The 19,126-nt window shown below is 59.3% G+C and carries 16 protein-coding genes; 11 read left to right on the forward strand and 5 right to left on the reverse strand.

The features are described 5' to 3' along the window. Positions 1 to 78: 78 nt before the first annotated feature. Together dapD and PLD_RS21075 are read right to left on the reverse strand one after the other, a co-directional pair. Positions 79 to 1,113: a 2,3,4,5-tetrahydropyridine-2,6-dicarboxylate N-succinyltransferase gene (dapD, locus tag PLD_RS21070; protein ID WP_159896121.1), complete on the reverse strand. Its 1,035-nt coding sequence runs from the start codon at positions 1,111 to 1,113 to the stop codon at positions 79 to 81. Positions 1,114 to 1,146: 33 nt separating this feature from the next. Next, complete coding sequence (locus PLD_RS21075) at positions 1,147 to 1,509, reverse strand: ArsC family reductase (protein WP_011059519.1); 363 nt, start codon at positions 1,507 to 1,509, stop codon at positions 1,147 to 1,149. 237 nt (positions 1,510 to 1,746) lie between these two features. On the opposite strand from PLD_RS21075, the gene PLD_RS21080 reads away from it, so the two are divergent. Further along, the gene (locus tag PLD_RS21080; RefSeq protein WP_159896123.1) at positions 1,747 to 3,393 is read left to right on the forward strand and encodes a Na+/H+ antiporter; all 1,647 of its coding nucleotides are present in this window, start codon (positions 1,747 to 1,749) and stop codon (positions 3,391 to 3,393) included. A 62-nt stretch (positions 3,394 to 3,455) separates the two neighbouring features. On the opposite strand, the gene dapC is transcribed toward PLD_RS21080, so the two are convergent. Genes dapC through map form a run of 3 tightly spaced genes read right to left on the reverse strand, consistent with a single transcriptional unit; the run spans position 3,456 to position 8,227 of the window. After that, entirely contained in the window at positions 3,456 to 4,655 is a 1,200-nt protein-coding gene (gene dapC / locus PLD_RS21085) for a succinyldiaminopimelate transaminase (RefSeq protein WP_159896125.1), read from the reverse strand. A gap of 38 nt (positions 4,656 to 4,693) precedes the next feature. Continuing rightward, complete coding sequence (locus PLD_RS21090; RefSeq protein ID WP_159896127.1) at positions 4,694 to 7,396, reverse strand: [protein-PII] uridylyltransferase; 2,703 nt, start codon at positions 7,394 to 7,396, stop codon at positions 4,694 to 4,696. A 48-nt stretch (positions 7,397 to 7,444) separates the two neighbouring features. Next, on the reverse strand, positions 7,445 to 8,227 hold the full coding sequence (map, locus tag PLD_RS21095) for a type I methionyl aminopeptidase (RefSeq protein ID WP_068580424.1): 783 nt from the start codon (positions 8,225 to 8,227) through the stop codon (positions 7,445 to 7,447). Positions 8,228 to 8,633: 406 nt separating this feature from the next. Between map and rpsB the strand changes: the two genes are divergently transcribed. The 10 genes from rpsB to PLD_RS21145 all read left to right on the forward strand — a co-directional run bounded on the left by rpsB (position 8,634) and on the right by PLD_RS21145 (position 19,125). Beyond that, a complete protein-coding gene (rpsB, locus tag PLD_RS21100) occupies positions 8,634 to 9,371 on the forward strand; it encodes a 30S ribosomal protein S2 (protein WP_011059524.1) in 738 nt (245 codons plus the stop codon). A 202-nt stretch (positions 9,372 to 9,573) separates the two neighbouring features. Beyond that, positions 9,574 to 10,440, forward strand: a complete 867-nt coding sequence (gene tsf, locus PLD_RS21105; RefSeq protein ID WP_159896129.1) for a translation elongation factor Ts — start codon at positions 9,574 to 9,576, stop codon at positions 10,438 to 10,440. A 210-nt stretch (positions 10,441 to 10,650) separates the two neighbouring features. Continuing rightward, positions 10,651 to 11,394 (forward strand): UMP kinase, encoded by a 744-nt coding sequence (gene pyrH, locus PLD_RS21110; RefSeq protein ID WP_011059526.1) that lies wholly within the window; start codon positions 10,651 to 10,653, stop codon positions 11,392 to 11,394. Next, the gene (gene frr / locus PLD_RS21115) at positions 11,391 to 11,948 is read left to right on the forward strand and encodes a ribosome recycling factor (protein ID WP_159896131.1); all 558 of its coding nucleotides are present in this window, start codon (positions 11,391 to 11,393) and stop codon (positions 11,946 to 11,948) included. Before pyrH ends, frr begins: the two co-directional genes overlap by 4 nt. 15 nt (positions 11,949 to 11,963) lie before the next feature. Next, on the forward strand, positions 11,964 to 12,719 hold the full coding sequence (gene uppS, locus PLD_RS21120; protein WP_159896133.1) for a polyprenyl diphosphate synthase: 756 nt from the start codon (positions 11,964 to 11,966) through the stop codon (positions 12,717 to 12,719). Beyond that, positions 12,719 to 13,525 carry a phosphatidate cytidylyltransferase gene (locus PLD_RS21125; protein WP_159896135.1) on the forward strand — a complete coding sequence of 269 codons (807 nt, stop codon included), beginning with the start codon at positions 12,719 to 12,721 and terminating at the stop codon, positions 13,523 to 13,525. The genes uppS and PLD_RS21125 overlap by 1 nt, the downstream gene beginning before the upstream one ends. Beyond that, on the forward strand, positions 13,522 to 14,712 hold the full coding sequence (gene ispC / locus PLD_RS21130; RefSeq protein ID WP_159896137.1) for a 1-deoxy-D-xylulose-5-phosphate reductoisomerase: 1,191 nt from the start codon (positions 13,522 to 13,524) through the stop codon (positions 14,710 to 14,712). The genes PLD_RS21125 and ispC overlap by 4 nt, the downstream gene beginning before the upstream one ends. Before the next feature lie 49 nt (positions 14,713 to 14,761). Next, on the forward strand, positions 14,762 to 16,114 hold the full coding sequence (gene rseP, locus PLD_RS21135) for a sigma E protease regulator RseP (RefSeq protein WP_159896139.1): 1,353 nt from the start codon (positions 14,762 to 14,764) through the stop codon (positions 16,112 to 16,114). A 74-nt stretch (positions 16,115 to 16,188) separates the two neighbouring features. Beyond that, positions 16,189 to 18,576 carry an outer membrane protein assembly factor BamA gene (gene bamA / locus PLD_RS21140; protein WP_159896141.1) on the forward strand — a complete coding sequence of 796 codons (2,388 nt, stop codon included), beginning with the start codon at positions 16,189 to 16,191 and terminating at the stop codon, positions 18,574 to 18,576. Positions 18,577 to 18,621: 45 nt separating this feature from the next. Next, entirely contained in the window at positions 18,622 to 19,125 is a 504-nt protein-coding gene (locus PLD_RS21145) for an OmpH family outer membrane protein (RefSeq protein WP_159896143.1), read from the forward strand. The last annotated feature ends 1 nt before the right edge of the window (position 19,126 follow it).

Genomic DNA, 19,126 nt, shown 5'->3' on the forward strand with positions numbered 1-19,126 from the left:
TCATGTAGGTCCCTACACTGCGCTTCCTCGCCCGCTTTTGTCTTGCCTGATCTTTGCTCGGCGAGTTGTCCTACAGGCCTAGTTGTGAGCGTGCAGCGCTTCGTTCAGCTCGATCGCCGACTTGTGGGTCTTGCACTCCACGGCGCCGGTTTCCGAGTTGCGGCGGAACAACAGGTCCGGCTGGCCGGCCAGTTCCCGGGCCTTGAGCACTTTGACCAGTTGGTTGTGCTCGTCCAGCAGTGCGACCTTGGTGCCAGCGGTCACGTACAGGCCCGACTCCACGGTGTTGCGATCGCCCAGGGGAATGCCGATACCGGCATTGGCGCCGATCAGGCAGCCTTCGCCGACCTTGATCACGATGTTGCCGCCGCCCGACAGGGTGCCCATGGTCGAGCAGCCGCCGCCCAGGTCCGAGCCCTTGCCGACGAATACGCCAGCCGAGACACGGCCTTCGATCATGCCCGGGCCTTCGGTACCGGCGTTGAAGTTGACGAACCCTTCGTGCATCACGGTGGTGCCTTCGCCAATGTAGGCACCCAGGCGGATCCGCGCGCTGTCAGCGATACGCACACCGCTCGGCACCACGTAGTCGGTCATTTTCGGGAACTTGTCCACCGAGAACACTTCGAGCAGATCACCGCGCAGGCGGGCTTCCAGTTGACGCTCGGCCAATTCGCCCAGGTCGATGGCGCCCTGGCTGGTCCAGGCCACGTTCGGCAGCAGCGGGAACACCCCGGCCAGGCTCAGGCCGTGGGGTTTGACCAGGCGATGGGACAGCAGGTGCAGCTTGAGGTAGGCCTCGGGGGTGGAGGTCAGTTGGGTGTCTTCAGCCAGCAGCGTGGCGACCAGCGGCTTGTGGCTTTCGGCCAGGCGGGTCAGCAGAGCGGCTTGGGTGGCGTCGATGCTTTTCAGCGCATCGGCCATCTGCGCGGCTTGGGCGGTGCTGAAGGTGATGGCCTGGTTGCCTTCGCTGTAACCGAGGATCGGTGCGACAGCGGCAACGATTTCGGCGGCAGGATTGAGCAGTGGCGATGCGTAGAACACTTCCAGCCAAGCGCCTTGACGATTTTGGGTGCCGACACCGAATGCCAGGCTGAACAGAGTAGTGGACATGCAGTTACCTCTTGCGAAATTGAGTGAGCAGGCTTACTTGAGCGCCGCTGCGTAAAGGTCTGGCTTGAAGCCAATCAGGGTCTTGTCTCCGAGGTCGAGCACCGGGCGCTTGATCATCGAAGGTTGCGCGAGCATCAGTTCAACGGCTTTGGCTTGGTCGAGATCGGCTTTGCTTTCGTCATCGAGTTTGCGAAAGGTTGTGCCTGCGCGGTTCAACACCACCTGCCAGCCGTGCTCGTCGCACCATTGGTTCAAGTGCTCACGGTCAATGCCGGAGGTTTTGTAATCATGGAAGTCATAGCTGACAGCGTGTTCATCGAGCCAGGTGCGCGCCTTTTTCATGGTGTCGCAGGCTTTGATGCCGAAAAGGTGCAACGTTTTGCTTGAAGCGGTCAAGGAATTGCCCCCTTTGGAGATGCCGGAGATGAAAGGTCACGGATTATGCCACGACCACGGCGCTTCGGCGTCGGCCTGAACTCGGCTTTGTCGCAGGTTGTTGCGCAGCGGGTGACGGGGCTTGCGACTTTTGTGCAGCGGTCGGTGATGAGTTTAAGGGGCTAATATGGCACTTCGTCGGCGATTCTCGGCTGAGATGTGTACGATTTTTCCTGTTAAACCCTGGATTTTCGCTTTATGCAAACCGCCTATACCGTCCTCATCCTGCTGATGCTGGTGAGCCTATCGCGCCTTGTCGGACGGCTGATTCCACTGCCTCTGCCCCTGCTGCAGATTGCTGCTGGAGCCTTGCTCGCCTGGCCGACCCTGGGTTTGCATGTGGCCCTGGACCCGGAGCTGTTCCTCTTTCTGTTTTTGCCACCGCTGCTGTTTTCCGATGGTTGGCGTATGCCAAAGCGTGAGTTCTGGCACCTGCGTGGTCCGATTCTGACGCTGGCGGTGGGCTTGGTGTTGTTCACCGTGGTGGGGGCCGGGTACTTCATTCACTGGCTGTTGCCGACCATTCCCTTGTCGGTGGCCTTCGCCCTGGCCGCCGTGCTGTCGCCCACCGATGCCGTGGCGGTGTCGGCCATTTCTCAGCACCGCCTGCCGACCCCGTTGATGCATATGCTCCAGGGCGAGGCGCTGATGAATGACGCCACCGGCCTGGTGACGTTTAAGTTCGCGTTGGCGGCAGCCATCACTGGGGTGTTCTCCCTGGCCAATGCCAGTCTGGCTTTTGTCCTGGTGGCGGTAGGTGGTCTGGCCGTGGGTGTGGCCCTGAGCTGGCTGGTGGGACGCCTGAGGGCCTGGATGATCGGCCGTGGCTGGGATGATCCGGCGACTCATGTGGTGTTCATGTTGCTGCTGCCGTTCGCCGCGTATGTCGTGGCCGAGCGTCTGGGCGCTTCGGGCATCCTTTCGGCGGTGGCGGCCGGGATGATGCAGAGCTGGCTCGACCTGCTGCCACGCCAGACCAGCACCCGGTTGCTCAACCGCAGCGTCTGGTCGCTGTTGGAATTTGCCTTCAACGGGTTGATTTTCCTGCTGCTGGGCCTGCAACTGCCAGACATCATCAAGGCGGCGGTCAGTCACGAAACCTCGCTCTGGCCGACCCTGTTCTTTCGTTGCCTGGATGTGCTGGCGATTTTCCTGGTGCTGCTGCTGTTGCGCTTCATCTGGGTGCAGAGCATCTGGCGTCTGTCCGGCCTGCTGCGGCGCTGGCGTGGCAAGGGCGAACTGACCCTGGTGCCCACGGCGCGTTCCTGTTGGCTGCTGACTCTGGGAGGTGTGCGCGGGGCGGTGACCCTGGCCGGCGTGATGTCGGTGCCTTTATTCCTCGGCGGGCGCGAAGCATTCCCGGAGCGTGATCTGCTGATTTTCATTGCCGCCGGGGTGATCCTGCTGTCCCTGGTGGCTGCGTGCATCGCTCTACCTTTGCTGTTGCGCGGGCTTGTGAAAAGCCCTGACGACAAGCGCCGTGGTGAGGTTCGTGATGCCTGGCGCAAGACGGCCGAAGCAGCGATCCACGCGCTGGAAGGGGAAGAGGTCGGCGAAACCAGTGAGGTCCCGGACGCTGCCCAAGCGGCATTGGCCATAGAGCTCAAAGGGCGCTTGATGGCTGAGTATCGGCATCAGTTGGAGGTCTACAACGATTCTGCCGAGGCCCAGGCCCTGGCGTTGCAGATGGATTTGCTGGAGCAGCGCCTACGGCTCAAGGCCTTGCGTGCGCAACGGTTGGAACTGTACCGCCTGAGCCGACATCACCAGATCGGTGATGATGTGCTGCGCGAAGTGCTGGCGGACCTGGACATGAGCGAGGCGAATCTGGGGCAGGTGAAGTGATGCGGTGAGGTGCTGGCCAGCCAGTGTCACTCCCCCCGGAGCTGGCTGGCCGGCGAACTCGCTTAGCGGCGACGCAATACGAAATCGCGAATCCGCTCGGCGGCTTCAACACATTCCGCCAGCGGCGCGACCAGCGCCATGCGCACCCGTCCGGCGCCCGGGTTGCTGCCGTCCACCTCTCGTGACAGGTAGGAGCCCGGAACCACGGTCACGTGCTCCTGCTCGAACAGGTCCCGGCAGAAGGTGGCGTCATCCCCGGCCACGTTCGGCCACAGGTAGAAGCTGCCGTCCGGGCGCTGCACGTCCAGGACTGGCGCGAGGATTGCCAGCACCGCGTCGAACTTCTCACGGTACAGGGCACGGTTGGCGCGTACGTGCACTTCATCGTTCCAGGCGGCGACGCTGGCCAGTTGGGTTTGTACCGGCATGGCGCAGCCGTGGTAGGTGCGGTACAGCAGGAAGCCCTTGAGGATGTAGGCGTCGCCGGCAACGAAGCCGGAGCGCAGGCCTGGCAGGTTGGAGCGCTTGGACAGACTGTGGAATACCACGCAACGCTTGAAGTCCTTGCGGCCCAGTTCGACGCAGGCGCTGAGCAGGCCTGGCGGTGGGGTCTGTTCGTCGAAGTACAGCTCGCTGTAGCACTCGTCGGCGGCGATCACGAAGTCGTGTGCGTCGGCCAGGGCGATCAGTTTTTTCAGAGTGTCCAGCGGGATCAGCGCGCCGGTGGGGTTGCCCGGCGAGCACAGGAAGAGGATCTGGCAGCGCTGCCAGATCTCGGCCGGCACGGCGTCGAAATCCGGATTGAAGCCGTTTTCGTCCAGGCACGGCAGGTAGTGCGGCTTGGCTCCGGCGAGGAAGGCCGCGCCTTCGTAGATCTGATAAAACGGGTTGGGGCTGACCACCAGGGCGTCATCACCGCGGTTGACCACGGTCTGGGTGAAGGCGAACAGCGCTTCGCGGGTGCCATTGACCGGCAGGACGTTGCGCGCCGGGTCGAGCCAGCCTGCGGGCACGCCAAAGCGCCGTCCGCACCAGCCGGCGATGGCTTCGCGCAGCGCCGGGATACCCAGGGTGGTGGGGTAGACCGCCATCTGATCGAGGTTGCTGGCCAGGGCCTCGGCGACAAAGCTCGGTGAGCGGTGCTTGGGTTCGCCGATGGACAGGGCGATGGGGCGCTTGTCCGGGTTGGGCGTCACGGTGCCAAGCAAGGCGCGCAGCTTTTCGAACGGGTAGGGCTGCAACTGGTTCAGAGCGTTGTTCATCGGTGCGGTATCTCACTCAAAGCGCTGGTTCAGAGCCATCAGATGCTCAGGCGGGTCATTTCGACCGTTGGTTCGTGACTGACACTCAGTTGTTCGACGATCGCGTCCTGCAAGCGGCTGCACAGCTGGGGGTCGGAAAGGGGCTGGTTGTGCGCATCGGTAATGAAGAACACGTCTTCCACGCGCTCGCCCAGGGTGGCGATCTTGGCATTTTGCAGCGACAGGTCGAACTCCAGAAAAATCTTGCCGATCCGCGCCAGCAGGCCGGGGCGGTCCGGGGCGCTGAGCTCCAGCACAGTGACCGGACGCTGGGCGTCGTTGTGGATGGTCACCTCGGGCTCGAAGGTGAAGTGCTTGAGTTGGCGCGGTACCCGGCGCTGGATGATGGTCGGGTAGTCGTCGGGATTGCGCAGGGCGTCGGTCAGGCCCTTGCGGATCTGCTCGACTCGCTGCGGGTTGTTGCCGATGGATTCGCCGTCGTTGTCCAGGACGATGTAGGTGTCGAGGGTGAACTGGCTGCTGGAGGTGATGATGCGCGCGTCATGGATGTTGAGGTTGAGCTGGTCCATGGCGGCCACGGTCACCGCGAAGAAGTCGTGCTGGTCCGGGGCATAGATGAAGATCTGGGTGCCGCCCTCGAATTCGCGCTGGGTGATTTCCGTGATCAGCACCAGCGGTCCGCCCTCGGCTGGCTGCTGGAGGATCGCGTCGCTGTGCCAGGCCACGTCGCCGGCGGTGTGGCGCAGGAAGTAGTCGTCCCCCAGTTGGGACCAGAGTTGCTCCACTTCGTCCGGGTCGGTGCCGTTGCGCACCAGGATGTCCAGGGCTGCGCTCTGGGTCTGGCGGATCTGCTCTTCGCGGTCCACCGGGTTCTCCAGGCCGCGGCGCAAGGCGCGCTTGGTCTCGGTGTAGAGCTGGCGCAACAGGCTGGCGCGCCAGGAGTTCCACAGGGTCGGGTTGGTGGCGTAGATGTCGGCGACCGTCAGTACATAGAGGTAGTCGAGGCGGGTCTGGTCGACCACGATCTGGGCGAAATCATGAATCACTTGCGGGTCTGACAGGTCCTTGCGCTGGGCGGTGGTGGACATGACCAAATGGTTCTGCACCAGCCAGACGATCAGTCGGGTGTCCCACTGCGGCAGTTGGTGGCGCACGCAGAAGGCCTCGGCATCCACCGCGCCGATTTCCGAGTGATCGCCGTGACGGCCCTTGCCGATGTCGTGGTACAGGCCAGCCAGGTAGATCAGCTCGGGCTTGGGCAGCTTGCCCATGAGCTTGCTGGCCAGGGGGAATTTCTCGGAGATCGGCGTGTACTGCATTTTGCGCAGGTGCTTGATCAGGTTCAGCGTGTGAGCGTCCACGGTATAGATGTGGAACAGGTCGTGCTGCATCTGCCCAACGATGAAGCCGAACTCCGGCAAGTAGCGCCCGAGGATGCCGTAGCGGTTCATTCGCCGCAGGTTGCGGTGGATGCCGATTTCGCACTTGAACAGTTCGATGAACAGGCTGGTGTTGCGGATGTCGTGGCGGAAGTCGTCGTCGATCAGGTGCCGGTGTTCGCGCAAAAGGCGAATGGTGTCGGCGCGCACGCCCTTGATCTCCGGGTGCTGGGCCATCAGCACGAAGATTTCCAGCATGGCGAACGGCGTGCGCTTGAATACGTTGTCGTTGATCGCCTCGATATAGCCGTCGTGCAGTTGGAAGCGGGCGTTGATCGGCTGGGGCGGGGCTTCGTCCTCGGGGGCGAGGATCACTTCTTCGAAGTGCTGGATGATCAGGTCGCTCAGTTGCGCGATGCTCATCACCACCCGGTAGTACTGCTGCATGAAGCTTTCAATCGACTGTTTGGCGTCTTCGCCAGTGAACCCCAGCAGTTCGGCGATGGAGCGCTGGTGATCCAGCAACAGGCGGTCTTCGGAACGCCCGGCGAGCATATGCAGGGCGTAACGGACCTTCCACAGAAACTCCTGGGAAGAGGCCAGCAGGGCGTTCTCGCTTTCTACCAGGAAGCCTTCGCCGGCCAGGGCACGCAGGTTCAGGGTGCCGTATTGACGGCGTGCGACCCAGAGAATGGTTTGGATATCCCGCAGGCCGCCGGGGGAGCCTTTGACGTTGGGTTCCAGGTTGTATTCGGTGTCGTTGTACTTGTGGTGGCGGGCCTTCTGTTCGGCGTGCTTGGCCAGGAAGAAGTCCTTGCTCGGCCACATGTGCGCGGTGCTGGTGACGTCCAGCATGCGCTGGCGCAGGTGCTCGGGGCCGGCGATGGTGCGGCTTTCCATTAGATTGGTGATTACCGTCAGGTCGGCCCGGGCCTCCTCGGCGCACTCGTCCACCGAGCGCACGCTTTGCCCGACTTCCAGGCCAATGTCCCAGAGCAGGGTGAGAAAGCGTTCGATGGAGTCGCGAAAGATCTCGTGATCGGCACTGTCCAGGAGGATCAGCAGATCGATGTCTGAATAGGGGTGAAGCTCGCCGCGTCCGTAGCCACCGACCGCCACCAGGGCAATGTCGGCCTCGGTGCTCCAGCTGAACTGGTCCCAGGCCTTTTGCAGGATGTTATCGACGAACCAGGCACGGTCTTCGATCAGCCGGCGAATCTCGCGTCCACTGCGAAAGCGGTTGTCGAGCACGTCCCGTGCTTGACGGATCGCCTTCTTGAAGGCTGCGATAGGGCTGGCTTTGAGGGCCAGTTCCGCCTGGAACTGGCCGCGGTCGAAGAGTTCGGGGTCCACCTGCGGCATCGAATGGCTTTCCTTTCTATCTATAAGGTCGGGACGCGGCGTTGTGGATCAGGCAGAAACCCGGGCGATGGTGTCATCGCTGCGCAGGGTGAAGATCTCGTAGCCGGTCTCGGTCACCAGCAGGGTGTGCTCCCACTGCGCCGAAAGCTTGCGGTCTTTGGTGATGGCGGTCCAGCCATCGCCCAGCACCTTGGTGTCGGCCTTGCCCTGGTTGATCATCGGCTCGATGGTGAAGGTCATGCCGGCCTTGAGTTCCATGCCGGTACCGGCGCGGCCGTAGTGCAGGATCTGCGGCTCTTCGTGGAACACCTTGCCGATGCCATGGCCGCAGAATTCGCGTACCACCGAGAAACCATTCTTTTCCGCGTGCTTCTGGATCACTTCGCCGATGTCGCCCAGGCGGCAGCCCGGCTTCACCAGTTCGATGGCCTTGTACATGCACTCTTGGGTGATCTGCGACAGGCGCTCGGCCCAGACTGGCACGGTGCCGACGTGGAACATGCGGCTGGTGTCGCCGTGGTAGCCGTCCTTGATGACGGTGACGTCGATGTTCAGGGTGTCGCCATCTTTGAGCGGCTTCTCGTTGGGGATGCCGTGGCACACCACGTGGTTGATCGAGGTGCAGATGGACTTGGGGAAGCCCTTGTAGTTCAGCGGGGCCGGGATCGCGCCCTGCACATTGACGATGTAGTCATGGCAGATGCGGTCCAGTTCTTCGGTGGTGACCCCGGGTTTGACATGCTCGGCAATCATTTCCAGCACTTCGGCGGCCAGTTTGCCGGCGACACGCATTTTGGCGATGTCCTCGGGAGTTTTGAGGGTGACGGTCATACAGGCTCTCTTGACGCCCTAGGGCGCGATAAACACGGAATGGCTTGAAAACACGCCTTTGCAAGGCTGGACCTGAGTAGGGCCGGTGAGGTTTTCAGAAGCCGCAAAGGTGCGATTCTAACAGACGCCCAGCGCAAATCTGAGGTTCTGCTGGCGCTTGTCTTGGTACAGGGGCGTATTTTGGACCGATTCGAAGGGCACGGCAAAAACCGTACCGATCACAGAGTGTGAATCCGGGTTCCGTTTTGGCCCTTGCTGTGGTATAAAATGCGCCGCTTTCCGGGGATGCCCCGAAAAGCCCAAACCCACACACGTGTCGACACGATGACCTGGGTGCCCTCAGCGGATGCTGTTGGTTGGTCATTGGGATGCGTGGAGGCCTAACCCGACTTATTAAGGAACTATCATGTCCCAAGTCAACATGCGCGATATGCTGAAGGCCGGTGTGCACTTCGGTCACCAAACCCGTTACTGGAATCCGAAAATGGGTAAGTACATTTTCGGCGCGCGTAACAAGATTCACATCATCAACCTTGAAAAAACCCTGCCAATGTTCAACGAAGCGCTGACTTTCGTAGAGCGTCTGGCCCAGGGCAAAAACAAGATTCTGTTCGTCGGCACCAAGCGTTCCGCTGGCAAGATCGTTGCTGAAGAAGCAGCACGTTGCGGTTCGCCGTACGTCGATCACCGCTGGTTGGGCGGCATGCTGACCAACTACAAAACCATCCGTGCTTCCATCAAGCGTCTGCGTGACCTTGAAGTGCAAGCCGAAGACGGCACCTTCGCCAAGCTGACCAAGAAAGAGGCGCTGATGCGCACTCGCGATCTGGAAAAGCTGGATCGTTCCCTGGGTGGTATCAAGGACATGGGCGGCCTGCCTGACGCGCTGTTCGTGATCGACGTTGACCACGAGCGCATCGCGATCACCGAAGCCAACAAGCTGGGCATCCCGGTCATTGGCGTTGTCGATACTAACAGCAGCCCGGAAGGCGTTGACTACATCATCCCAGGCAACGATGACGCCATTCGCGCCATCCAGCTGTACATGGGTTCGATGGCTGATGCTGTAATCCGTGGTCGCAACAACGTTGCTGGCGGCACCGAAGTGTTCGAAGAAGCTGCAGCGCCGGCGGCTGAAGCCTGAGTAACTGACGCTTAGCGTTACTCAGCACGCAAAAAGGGGGCTTGGCCCCCTTTTTGCCAGCTCGAAAATCATTTTGCCGTTGCGCCCCGAGCGTTTTTGTAACGCAGGGCTGCTATGAAGTGAGTTCGGGGCAGTGCCCAAGAATTGAACGCCCGTTCGATCGGGTGGAATGGTTGAAAACCTATCCAAGAGGAATTTGAAAATGGCAGAGATTACTGCAGCGTTGGTCAAAGAACTGCGCGAGCGTACCGGCGAAGGCATGATGGATTGCAAAAAGGCCTTGACCAAGGCTGGCGGCGACATCGAGAAAGCCATTGATGACATGCGTGCTTCCGGCGCCATCAAGGCTGCCAAGAAAGCAGGCAACGTTGCTGCTGAAGGCGCCATCGCTATCAAAGAAGACGGCAAAGCTGCCGTGATCATCGAAGTTAACTCGCAGACCGACTTCCTGGCTCTGCAGGACGACTTCAAGAACTTCGTTGCTGCCAGCGTTGACAAGGCTTTCGCCGAGAAACTGACTGACGTCGCTCCGCTGATCGAAGCTCAGGAAGAAGCGCGTCTGGCTCTGGTTGCCAAGACCGGTGAGAACGTCAATATCCGTCGCCTGGTTCGTATTGAAGGTGACGTTGTTGGTTCGTACCTGCACGGCAACAAAATCGGTGTGGTTGCGGTGCTCAAGGGCGGCAATGCCGAGCTGGCCAAAGACATCGCCATGCACGTAGCGGCTAGCAACCCTGAGTTCCTGCTGCCTTCGCAGGTTTCCGCTGAAGCGATCGAACGCGAGAAAGGCGTGTTCATGAGCCTCAACGAAGACAAGATGAAAGGTAAGCCTGCTGAGATCGTCGAGAAGATGATTGCTGGCCGTATCAGCAAGTTCCTGGCCGAAGCCAGCCTGGTCGAGCAAGCCTTCGTGAAGAACCCAGAAGTGACCGTTGGTACTCTGGCCAAGCAGGGTGACGCTGAAATCGTTTCCTTCACTTACTTCAAAGTAGGTGACGGCATCGAGAAGCCAGTCGACAACTTCGCTGAAGAAGTTGCTGCTCAAGTGGCTGCTGCCAGCAAGCAATAAGACGGTTTTTTAACTGTCGCCCAGAAGAGGCTGCCCGCTCACGCGCGCAGCCTCTTTTCAAATGGGCAGGGTAATTTAGTTGTTTATCCTCGGAACCGGTTTACAAAGCCGTGTTCTGATGGCGCTGTGACAGCGCCAAGCTAGAGTGAACGCGCTGGCTGCAAACAGCCCGCAAAGAATTTTTAAAATACGCCGCAGGAGAGATTCGCAATGGCTCAGCAGGGCAGTGGTTATCAAGCTCGCTATAAACGCATTCTACTCAAGCTTAGCGGCGAGGCCCTGATGGGCTCGGAAGAGTTCGGGATCGATCCCAAGGTGCTGGATCGCATGGCGCTGGAAGTTGGCCAGTTGGTTGGCATCGGTGTGCAGGTGGGCTTGGTGATCGGTGGTGGCAACCTGTTCCGTGGTGCTGCATTGAGCGCAGCCGGTATGGATCGGGTTACGGGCGACCACATGGGCATGCTGGCCACTGTGATGAATGCCCTGGCCATGCGCGACGCCCTGGAACGTGCGAATATCTCGGCGATCGTGATGTCTGCCATTTCCATGGTCGGCGTGACCGATCACTATGACCGCCGCAAGGCCATGCGCCACCTGAACTCCAAGGAGGTGGTGATCTTCGCGGCCGGTACCGGCAACCCGTTCTTCACGACCGACTCCGCAGCCTGCTTGCGCGCTATCGAGATCGATGCCGACGTAGTGCTCAAGGCAACCAAGGTCGATGGTGTTTACACTGCCGACCCGTTCAAGGACCCGCATGCCGAGAAGTTCGATCATCTGACTTACGATGAAGTGCTGGATCGCAAGCTGGGAGTGATGGACCTGACGGCTATCTGTCTGTGCCGCGACCACAAGATGCCGCTGCGGGTATTTAACATGAACAAGCCTGGCGCCCTGCTGAATATCGTGCATGGTGGCGCTGAAGGAACCCTGATCGAGGAAGGCGAGCAATGATCAACGAAATCAAAAAAGACGCTCAAGAGCGTATGAAGAAATCAGTGGAGTCGCTGGCCCATGCATTCGGCCAGATCCGCACCGGCAAGGCGCACCCCAGTATCCTGGGCAGTGTGATGGTGCCTTACTACGGTGCCGACACGCCGTTGAGCGGCGTTGCCAACGTCACCGTGAAGGACTCCCAGACCCTGCAAGTGGTGCCATTCGAGCGCAACATGCTCGGAGCCATCGACAAGGCCATTGGCAGTGCCGGTCTTAACCTCAATCCGACCAACCTGGGCGAGCTGCTGCTGATCAAGATGGCGCCGCTGACCGAGGAAACCCGCAAGGGCTTCACCAAGCAGGCGCGCGCCGCTGCCGAAGATGCACGGGTTGCCGTGCGCAATATCCGTCGCGATGCCCTGGGCGAGTTGAAGAAACTGACCAAGGACAAGGAAATCAGCGAAGACGAAGAGCGTCGTGGCAGCGCCGAAATCGATAAGCTGATCAAGGACTTTGAAGCTCAGATCGCCAAGGCGACTGAGGAAAAAGAAAAGGACTTGATGGCCGTTTAAGGGTCAGGCGTTTTCATGGAAAAGACCAAGCAGTCCGTGTTGTCCTCGGTGCCGCGTCATGTCGCGATCATCATGGACGGTAATAACCGCTGGGCCAAAAAACGCTTTATGCCGGGTGTTGCCGGGCATAAAGCGGGTGTCGATGCGGTGCGTGCAGTGATCGAAGTGTGTGCCGAGGCCAAGGTTGAAGTCCTGACCCTGTTTGCCTTTTCCAGTGAAAACTGGCAACGCCCGGCTGATGAAGTCAGTGCCTTGATGGATCTGTTCTTCAAGGCGCTGCGCCGTGAGGCCAAGCGCCTCAATGAGAACAACATCAGTCTGCGGATCATTGGCGATCGCTCGCGTTTTCATCCCGAGCTGCAAGCGGCGATGCGCGAAGCGGAGGCTATCACTGCCGGCCCCGATCGTTTCATTCTGCAGATTGCTGCCAACTATGGCGGGCAGTGGGACATTGCCCAGGCTGCCCAGCGGCTGGCGCGTGAGGTTCAGGCCGGTCATCTGCGGCCCGAGGACATCACTCCCGATCTGTTGCAGACCTGTCTGGCGACGGGCGATCTGCCGTTGCCGGATCTGTGCATCCGCACCGGCGGTGAGCATCGCATCAGCAATTTTCTGCTGTGGCAGTTGGCATACGCCGAACTGTACTTCTCCGACCTGTTCTGGCCGGACTTCAAACACGAAGCCATGCGTACTGCGCTGGCCGATTATGCATCTCGACAGCGACGTTTCGGTAAAACGAGCGAGCAAGTCGAGGCTGGAGCCCGGGTTTAATGCTTAAACAACGAATCATTACTGCGCTGATCCTGTTGCCAATCGCCTTGTGCGGGTTTTTCCTGCTTACAGGTTCGGGGTTCGCTCTGTTTATCGGCCTGGTGGTGACACTGGGGGCTTGGGAATGGGCGCGCCTGGCGGGTTTCGAGGCGCAGCCGGCTCGTTTTGGCTACGCCCTGGCGGTGGCGGCGCTGTTGTTTTTGATGCACTTGGTTCCGGGTGTTGCGCCCTGGGTTTTGGGGGCGGCGGTGATGTGGTGGGGGCTGGCGACTTTCCTGGTGCTCACTTATCCGCGCACCAGCGAGCAATGGTCCGGCGCGGCTCCCAAGCTGCTGATTGGTCTGTTGATCCTGTTGCCGGCCTGGCAGGGCCTGGTGTTCATCAAGCAGTTGCCGCTGGGTAACTGGCTGATCATGGCGGTGATGGTGCTGGTTTGGGGGGCGGATATCGGCGCTTATTTCTCTGGCAAGGCTTTTGGTAAGCGCAAGTTGGCGCCGCAAGTCAGCCCTGGCAAGAGCTGGGAGGGCGTTTATGGTGGCCTGGCGTTGAGCCTGGTGATTACCGCGGTGGTTGGGGTGTTTCGTGATTGGACCCTGGGGCAGATCGTTCTGGGGCTGCTGGGCGCCGCTATCGTGGTCTTTATCTCGGTGATTGGCGACTTGACCGAAAGCATGTTCAAGCGTCAGTCCGGGATCAAGGACAGCAGCAACCTGTTGCCGGGGCACGGCGGTGTGCTCGATCGGATCGACAGCCTGACGGCGGCGATTCCTGTGTTTGCGGTGCTGCTGTGGATGGCTGCACTGTGAGACGAGCGCAGCAGATTACGGTTCTTGGGGCTACTGGCTCCATTGGGTTGAGTACGCTGGATGTCATTGCCCGGCACCCAGATCGATATCAGGTCTTTGCGCTCACCGGGTTCAGTCGTTTGGCTGAACTCCTGGCTTTGTGCGTGCGCCACACGCCACGCTTTGCGGTGGTGCCAGAGGCTGCGGCGGCCAGGCGCTTGCAGGAGGATTTGCAAGCGGCCGGTTCGGCGACTCGAGTGCTGGTGGGCGAGCAAGGGCTGTGCGAGGTTGCGGCGGCCCCTGAAGTCGATGCGGTGATGGCTGCTATTGTTGGCGCCGCGGGCTTGCGTCCAACCCTGGCGGCGGTCGAGGCCGGCAAAAAAATACTTCTGGCCAATAAGGAAGCGCTGGTGATGTCCGGCGCGCTGTTCATGCAGGCAGTGGGTAAAAGTGGCTCGGTGTTGCTGCCCATCGACAGTGAGCACAATGCGATTTTTCAATGCATGCCCGCGGATTTCGCCCGAGGACTGAGTCAGGTGGGCGTGCGGCGGATTTTGTTGACGGCCTCTGGCGGTCCCTTCCGTCAAACGCCGCTAGCAGAGTTGGAGCATGTGTCCCCGGAGCAGGCCTGCGCTCACCCGAACTGGTCCATGGGGCGCAAGATCTCGGTGGACTCGGCGAGCATGATGAACAAGGGCCTGGAACTGATCGAAGCCTGCTGGTTGTTCGATGCCGAGCCTTCCCAGGTCGAAGTGGTGGTGCATCCACAAAGCGTGATTCATTCGTTGGTGGATTATGTCGATGGATCGGTGCTGGCGCAGTTGGGTAATCCGGACATGCGCACGCCTATCGCCAATGCCCTGGCTTGGCCGGAACGCATCGACTCGGGTGTGGCGCCGCTGGATTTGTTTGCCATTGCTCGCTTGGATTTCCAGGCGCCCGACGAGCAGCGATTCCCTTGTTTGCGCCTGGCCCGCCAAGCGGCTGAAGCCGGAGGCAGTGCCCCGGCGATGTTGAATGCGGCCAACGAAGTGGCGGTTTCGGCATTTCTCGAGCGGCGCATCCGCTACCCAGAGATCGCGAGTATCATCGATGAAGTGTTGAGTCGTGAGCCGACGGTTGTGGTCAATGAGCTGGATGCGGTGTTTGCCGCAGATGTCCAGGCTCGGTTCCTGGCTGAACAATGGCTGCAGCGTAACGGGCGATAGGGTTCGCGACTCGCGCGAGTGACGGCGGATAGGATTGCGGAGAAAGTAGATGAGCGCGCTCTATATGATTGTCGGCACCCTGGTAGCCCTGGGCGTGCTGGTCACCTTCCACGAATTCGGTCACTTTTGGGTCGCGCGTCGCTGCGGCGTCAAGGTGCTGCGTTTTTCCGTGGGCTTCGGCATGCCTCTGTTGCGCTGGCATGATCGCCGTGGCACTGAGTTTGTCATCGCCGCGATCCCATTGGGCGGCTACGTGAAAATGCTTGATGAGCGTGAAGGTAATGTCGCCGTCGAGGAGCTTGATCAGTCCTTCAATCGCAAGTCTGTTCGTCAGCGCATTGCCATTGTTGCGGCCGGCCCGATTGCCAACTTTCTCTTGGCTCTGGTGTTTTTCTGGGGGTTGGCGATCCTTGGTAGCCAGCAGGTGCGGCCGGTTATTGGTGAGGTCGAGGTTGGCAGTATCGCGGCCAAGGCCGGGCTCAGCGCCGGCCAGGAAATTGTCGCCGTCGACGGTGAGCCGACTTCCGGTTGGGCGGCGGTGAATCTGCAGCTTGTGCGTCGTCTTGGCGAAACCGGGGCGTTGCAGGTAATGGTGCGCGAGCAGGGCGCAACAGTCGATTCGCCACGTCAGTTGGAGTTGGACAAGTGGCTCAAGGGCGCGGATGAGCCAGACCCGATTCGATCTTTGGGAATTCGTCCGTGGCGCCCAGCGCTGCCACCGGTATTGGCCGAGCTTGATCCGAAAGGCCCGGCACAGGCTGCTGGTCTGAAAACGGGTGACCGTTTGTTGGCCCTTGATGGGCAGGCGCTCAATGACTGGCAGCAAGTGGTTGATTGGGTGCGCGCGCACCCTGATAGCAAAATTGTGCTGCAGGTCGAGCGCGAGGGTGCTCAAATCGACCTCCCCGTGACCTTGGCTCGTCGTGGTGAGAGCAACGCCCCGAGCGGTTACCTGGGGGCCGGGGTGAAGGCCGTTGATTGGCCGCCAGAGATGCTTCGTGAGGTCAGCTACGGGCCCTTGGAGGCGATCGGTGAAGGTGCCCGGCGCACTTGGACCATGAGCGTTCTGACCCTCGAATCACTGAAGAAAATGTTGTTCGGCGAGCTCTCGGTAAAAAACTTGAGTGGACCGATAACCATTGCTAAAGTGGCGGGCGCTTCTGCCCAGTCGGGCATGGCTGATTTCTTGAATTTCCTGGCTTATCTGAGTATCAGTCTGGGTGTTCTGAATTTGTTGCCCATCCCCGTATTGGATGGGGGGCATCTGTTGTTTTATCTGATCGAGTGGGCGCGTGGTCGTCCCTTGTCGGATCGGGTGCAAGGTTGGGGGATGCAGATCGGTATCAGCTTGGTGGTCGGAGTCATGCTGCTTGCTCTGGTCAACGATCTGGGTCGTCTGTAACGCTTCGCTGAATTGCGAATCTGCCGCATTTTGCGGCAGTTTGTTTATTGCCAGTTGGAATAAGAAAGGACTTCATGAAACGTCTGCTGCTAACTGCGGTTCTCACCGTATTGATGATCGCCGAAGTTCACGCCGAGTCCTTCACTATCTCCGATATCCGCGTCAACGGCCTCCAGCGCGTTTCCGCGGGTAGCGTCTTTGGTGCCTTGCCGTTGAACGTCGGCGAGCAGGCGGACGACCGTCGCCTGGTGGAATCCACTCGTGCGCTGTTCAAAACCGGTTTCTTTCAAGACATCCAACTGGGCCGTGATGGCAACGTCCTGGTCATTACGGTAGTCGAACGCCCGTCGGTTGCCAGTATCGAGATCGAGGGCAACAAGGCGATTTCTACTGAAGACCTGATGAAAGGCTTGAAACAGTCTGGTCTGGCCGAGGGTGAAATCTTCCAGCGTGCAACCCTCGAAGGTGTGCGTAACGAGCTGCAGCGGCAATATGTCGCTCAGGGTCGTTATTCGGCTACCGTCGACACGGAAGTTGTGCCGCAGCCACGCAACCGTGTTGGCCTGAAGGTCAATATCAATGAAGGAACGGTTGCTGCCATCCAGCATATCAACGTGGTAGGCAATACGGTTTTCCCGGATGAAGACCTGATCGGCCTGTTCGAGCTTAAAACCACCAACTGGTTGTCGTTCTTCAAGAACGACGACAAGTACGCTCGTGAAAAGCTCTCCGGTGACCTGGAGCGTTTGCGTTCCTACTACTTGGATCGTGGCTATATCAATATGGATATCGCTTCGACCCAGGTGTCCATTACTCCGGACAAAAAACACGTCTATATCACTGTGAATGTCAACGAGGGCGAGAAGTACAGCGTTCGTGATGTGAAGCTCAGCGGTGACTTGAAGGTGCCTGAAGATCAGATCAAGGCGCTGCTGTTGGTTGAGAAGGGGCAAGTGTTCTCGCGCAAGCTGATGACCACCACTTCTGAGTTGATCACTCGTCGCCTGGGTAACGAGGGGTACACCTTCGCCAACGTGAATGGCGTGCCCCAGCCTCACGACGAAGATCACAGCGTAGACATCACCTTCGTGGTGGACCCAGGCAAGCGTGCTTACGTCAATCGCATCAACTTCCGTGGCAACACCAAGTCCGAGGACGAAGTGCTGCGTCGTGAAATGCGTCAGATGGAAGGTGGCTGGGCTTCGACTTACCTGATCGATCAGTCCAAGACCCGTCTTGAACGTCTGGGCTTCTTCAAGGAAGTCAACGTTGAGACTCCGGCCGTTCCGGGTGTCGATGACCAGGTTGACGTGAACTACGCGGTTGAAGAACAAGCGTCCGGTTCGATTACTGCCAGTGTTGGTTTTGCCCAAAGCGCTGGTCTGATCCTCGGTGGTTCCATTACCCAGAACAACTTCCTGGGTACCGGTAACAAGGTCAGCATCGGCCTGACCCGCAGCGAATACCAGAGCCGCTACAACTTCGGCTATGTTGACCCCTACTGGACCGCCGATGGCGTGAGCCTGGGTTACAACGCCTTCTATCGCACCACTGACTACAAGGACCTTGACGTCAACGTAGCCAGCTATGCGGTAGATAGCTTGGGTGCCGGCGTCAGCGTGGGTTACCCGATCAGTGAGACCTCGCGCCTGACCTTCGGTCTGACTGCGCAGCAGGACAAGATCAAGACGGGTCTGTACACCGTTGACGAGATTTTCGATTTCGTTAACCAGCAGGGCAGTAGCTATCTGAACTTCAAAGCGTCTGCCGGCTGGTCCGAGTCGACTCTGAACAAAGGCGTGCTGGCGACTCGTGGCCACTCTCAGAGCCTGGTTCTGGAAGCCACCACTCCAGGTAGCGATCTGTCGTTCTTCAAGCTTGACTACCGTGGCCAGCTGTTCCAGCCGCTGACTGAAAACTACACCATGCGTTTCCACACCGAGCTGGGTTACGGTGATGGCTATGGTTCGACCGACGGCTTGCCGTTCTACGAGAACTACTATGCTGGTGGCTTCAACTCGGTTCGTGGTTTCAAGGACAGCACCTTGGGCCCACGTAGTACCCCAAGTCGTGGTGTTGGCGTAACTGGTAATGCTGGAACGGCTTATGACAGTGATCAGGATCCCCTGCCATTCGGTGGTAACGTCTTGATCCAAGGTGGTGCCGAGCTGTTGTTCCCGTTGCCATTCGTCAAAGACCAACGTTCTCTGCGGACTTCGGTGTTCTGGGATGTGGGTAACGTGTTCGACTCCAAATGCTCGAACGTAAAAAACACCAATGGCGTTTCCTCCAATACGCAGTGCAACGACATCAGTCTCAGCAATCTGGCCAGTTCCGTGGGTGTTGGTGTGACGTGGGTCACAGCCCTGGGTCCATTGAGCTTTGCCTTGGCAATGCCAGTGAAGAAACCGAATAACGCTGAAACTCAGGTGTTCCAATTCTCCCTCGGCCAGACTTTCTAATAGCCTGACCCAAGATAACGACAATGGATTTTGTAGGAGTGCATCGTGCGTAAGTTGACTCAATTGGTTCTCCTGGCCACTGTTCTGGTCGCGAGCCCAGCATTTGCTGAAATGAAAATTGCCGTACTGAACTATCAGATGGCACTGCTGGAATCTGATGCTGCGAAGAAATACGCAGTGGATGCCGAGAAGAAATTTGGTCCGCAACTGACCAAGCTGAAGACTCTGGAGAGCAGCGCCAAGGGCATCCAGGACCGTCTGGTTGCCGGTGGCGACAAGATGCAGCAAGGCGAGCGTGAGCGTCTGGAGCTTGAGTTCAAGCAGAAGGCCCGTGATTTCCAGTTCCAGTCCAAGGAATTGAACGAATCCAAGGCCGTTGCCGACCGTGAAATGCTCAAGCAACTGAAGCCGAAGCTGGATCGCGCCGTGGAAGAAGTCATCAAGAAAGGTGGTTTCGACCTGGTCTTCGAGCGGGGTGCAGTGATTGATGTCAAACCTCAGTACGACATCACTCGCCAAGTTATCGAGCGTATGAATCAGCTGAAGTAAG

Origin of the sequence: Pseudomonas sp. LD120 (assembly GCF_009861525.1) — a bacterium.
In the GTDB taxonomy this organism is placed as follows: domain Bacteria; phylum Pseudomonadota; class Gammaproteobacteria; order Pseudomonadales; family Pseudomonadaceae; genus Aquipseudomonas.

What these genes read in the sequence shown, in the direction of transcription:
- map (WP_068580424.1), bottom strand. Translation starts at nt 8,227, where the DNA reads ATGACCGTCACCCTCAAAACTCCCGAGGACATCGCCAAAATGCGTGTC.
- rseP (WP_159896139.1), top strand. Translation starts at nt 14,762, where the DNA reads ATGAGCGCGCTCTATATGATTGTCGGCACCCTGGTAGCCCTGGGCGTG.
- rpsB (WP_011059524.1), top strand. Translation starts at nt 8,634, where the DNA reads ATGTCCCAAGTCAACATGCGCGATATGCTGAAGGCCGGTGTGCACTTC.
- dapD (WP_159896121.1), bottom strand. Translation starts at nt 1,113, where the DNA reads ATGTCCACTACTCTGTTCAGCCTGGCATTCGGTGTCGGCACCCAAAAT.
- uppS (WP_159896133.1), top strand. Translation starts at nt 11,964, where the DNA reads ATGGAAAAGACCAAGCAGTCCGTGTTGTCCTCGGTGCCGCGTCATGTC.
- PLD_RS21090 (WP_159896127.1), bottom strand. Translation starts at nt 7,396, where the DNA reads ATGCCGCAGGTGGACCCCGAACTCTTCGACCGCGGCCAGTTCCAGGCG.
- PLD_RS21125 (WP_159896135.1), top strand. Translation starts at nt 12,719, where the DNA reads ATGCTTAAACAACGAATCATTACTGCGCTGATCCTGTTGCCAATCGCC.
- PLD_RS21080 (WP_159896123.1), top strand. Translation starts at nt 1,747, where the DNA reads ATGCAAACCGCCTATACCGTCCTCATCCTGCTGATGCTGGTGAGCCTA.
- tsf (WP_159896129.1), top strand. Translation starts at nt 9,574, where the DNA reads ATGGCAGAGATTACTGCAGCGTTGGTCAAAGAACTGCGCGAGCGTACC.
- dapC (WP_159896125.1), bottom strand. Translation starts at nt 4,655, where the DNA reads ATGAACAACGCTCTGAACCAGTTGCAGCCCTACCCGTTCGAAAAGCTG.
- frr (WP_159896131.1), top strand. Translation starts at nt 11,391, where the DNA reads ATGATCAACGAAATCAAAAAAGACGCTCAAGAGCGTATGAAGAAATCA.
- pyrH (WP_011059526.1), top strand. Translation starts at nt 10,651, where the DNA reads ATGGCTCAGCAGGGCAGTGGTTATCAAGCTCGCTATAAACGCATTCTA.
- bamA (WP_159896141.1), top strand. Translation starts at nt 16,189, where the DNA reads ATGAAACGTCTGCTGCTAACTGCGGTTCTCACCGTATTGATGATCGCC.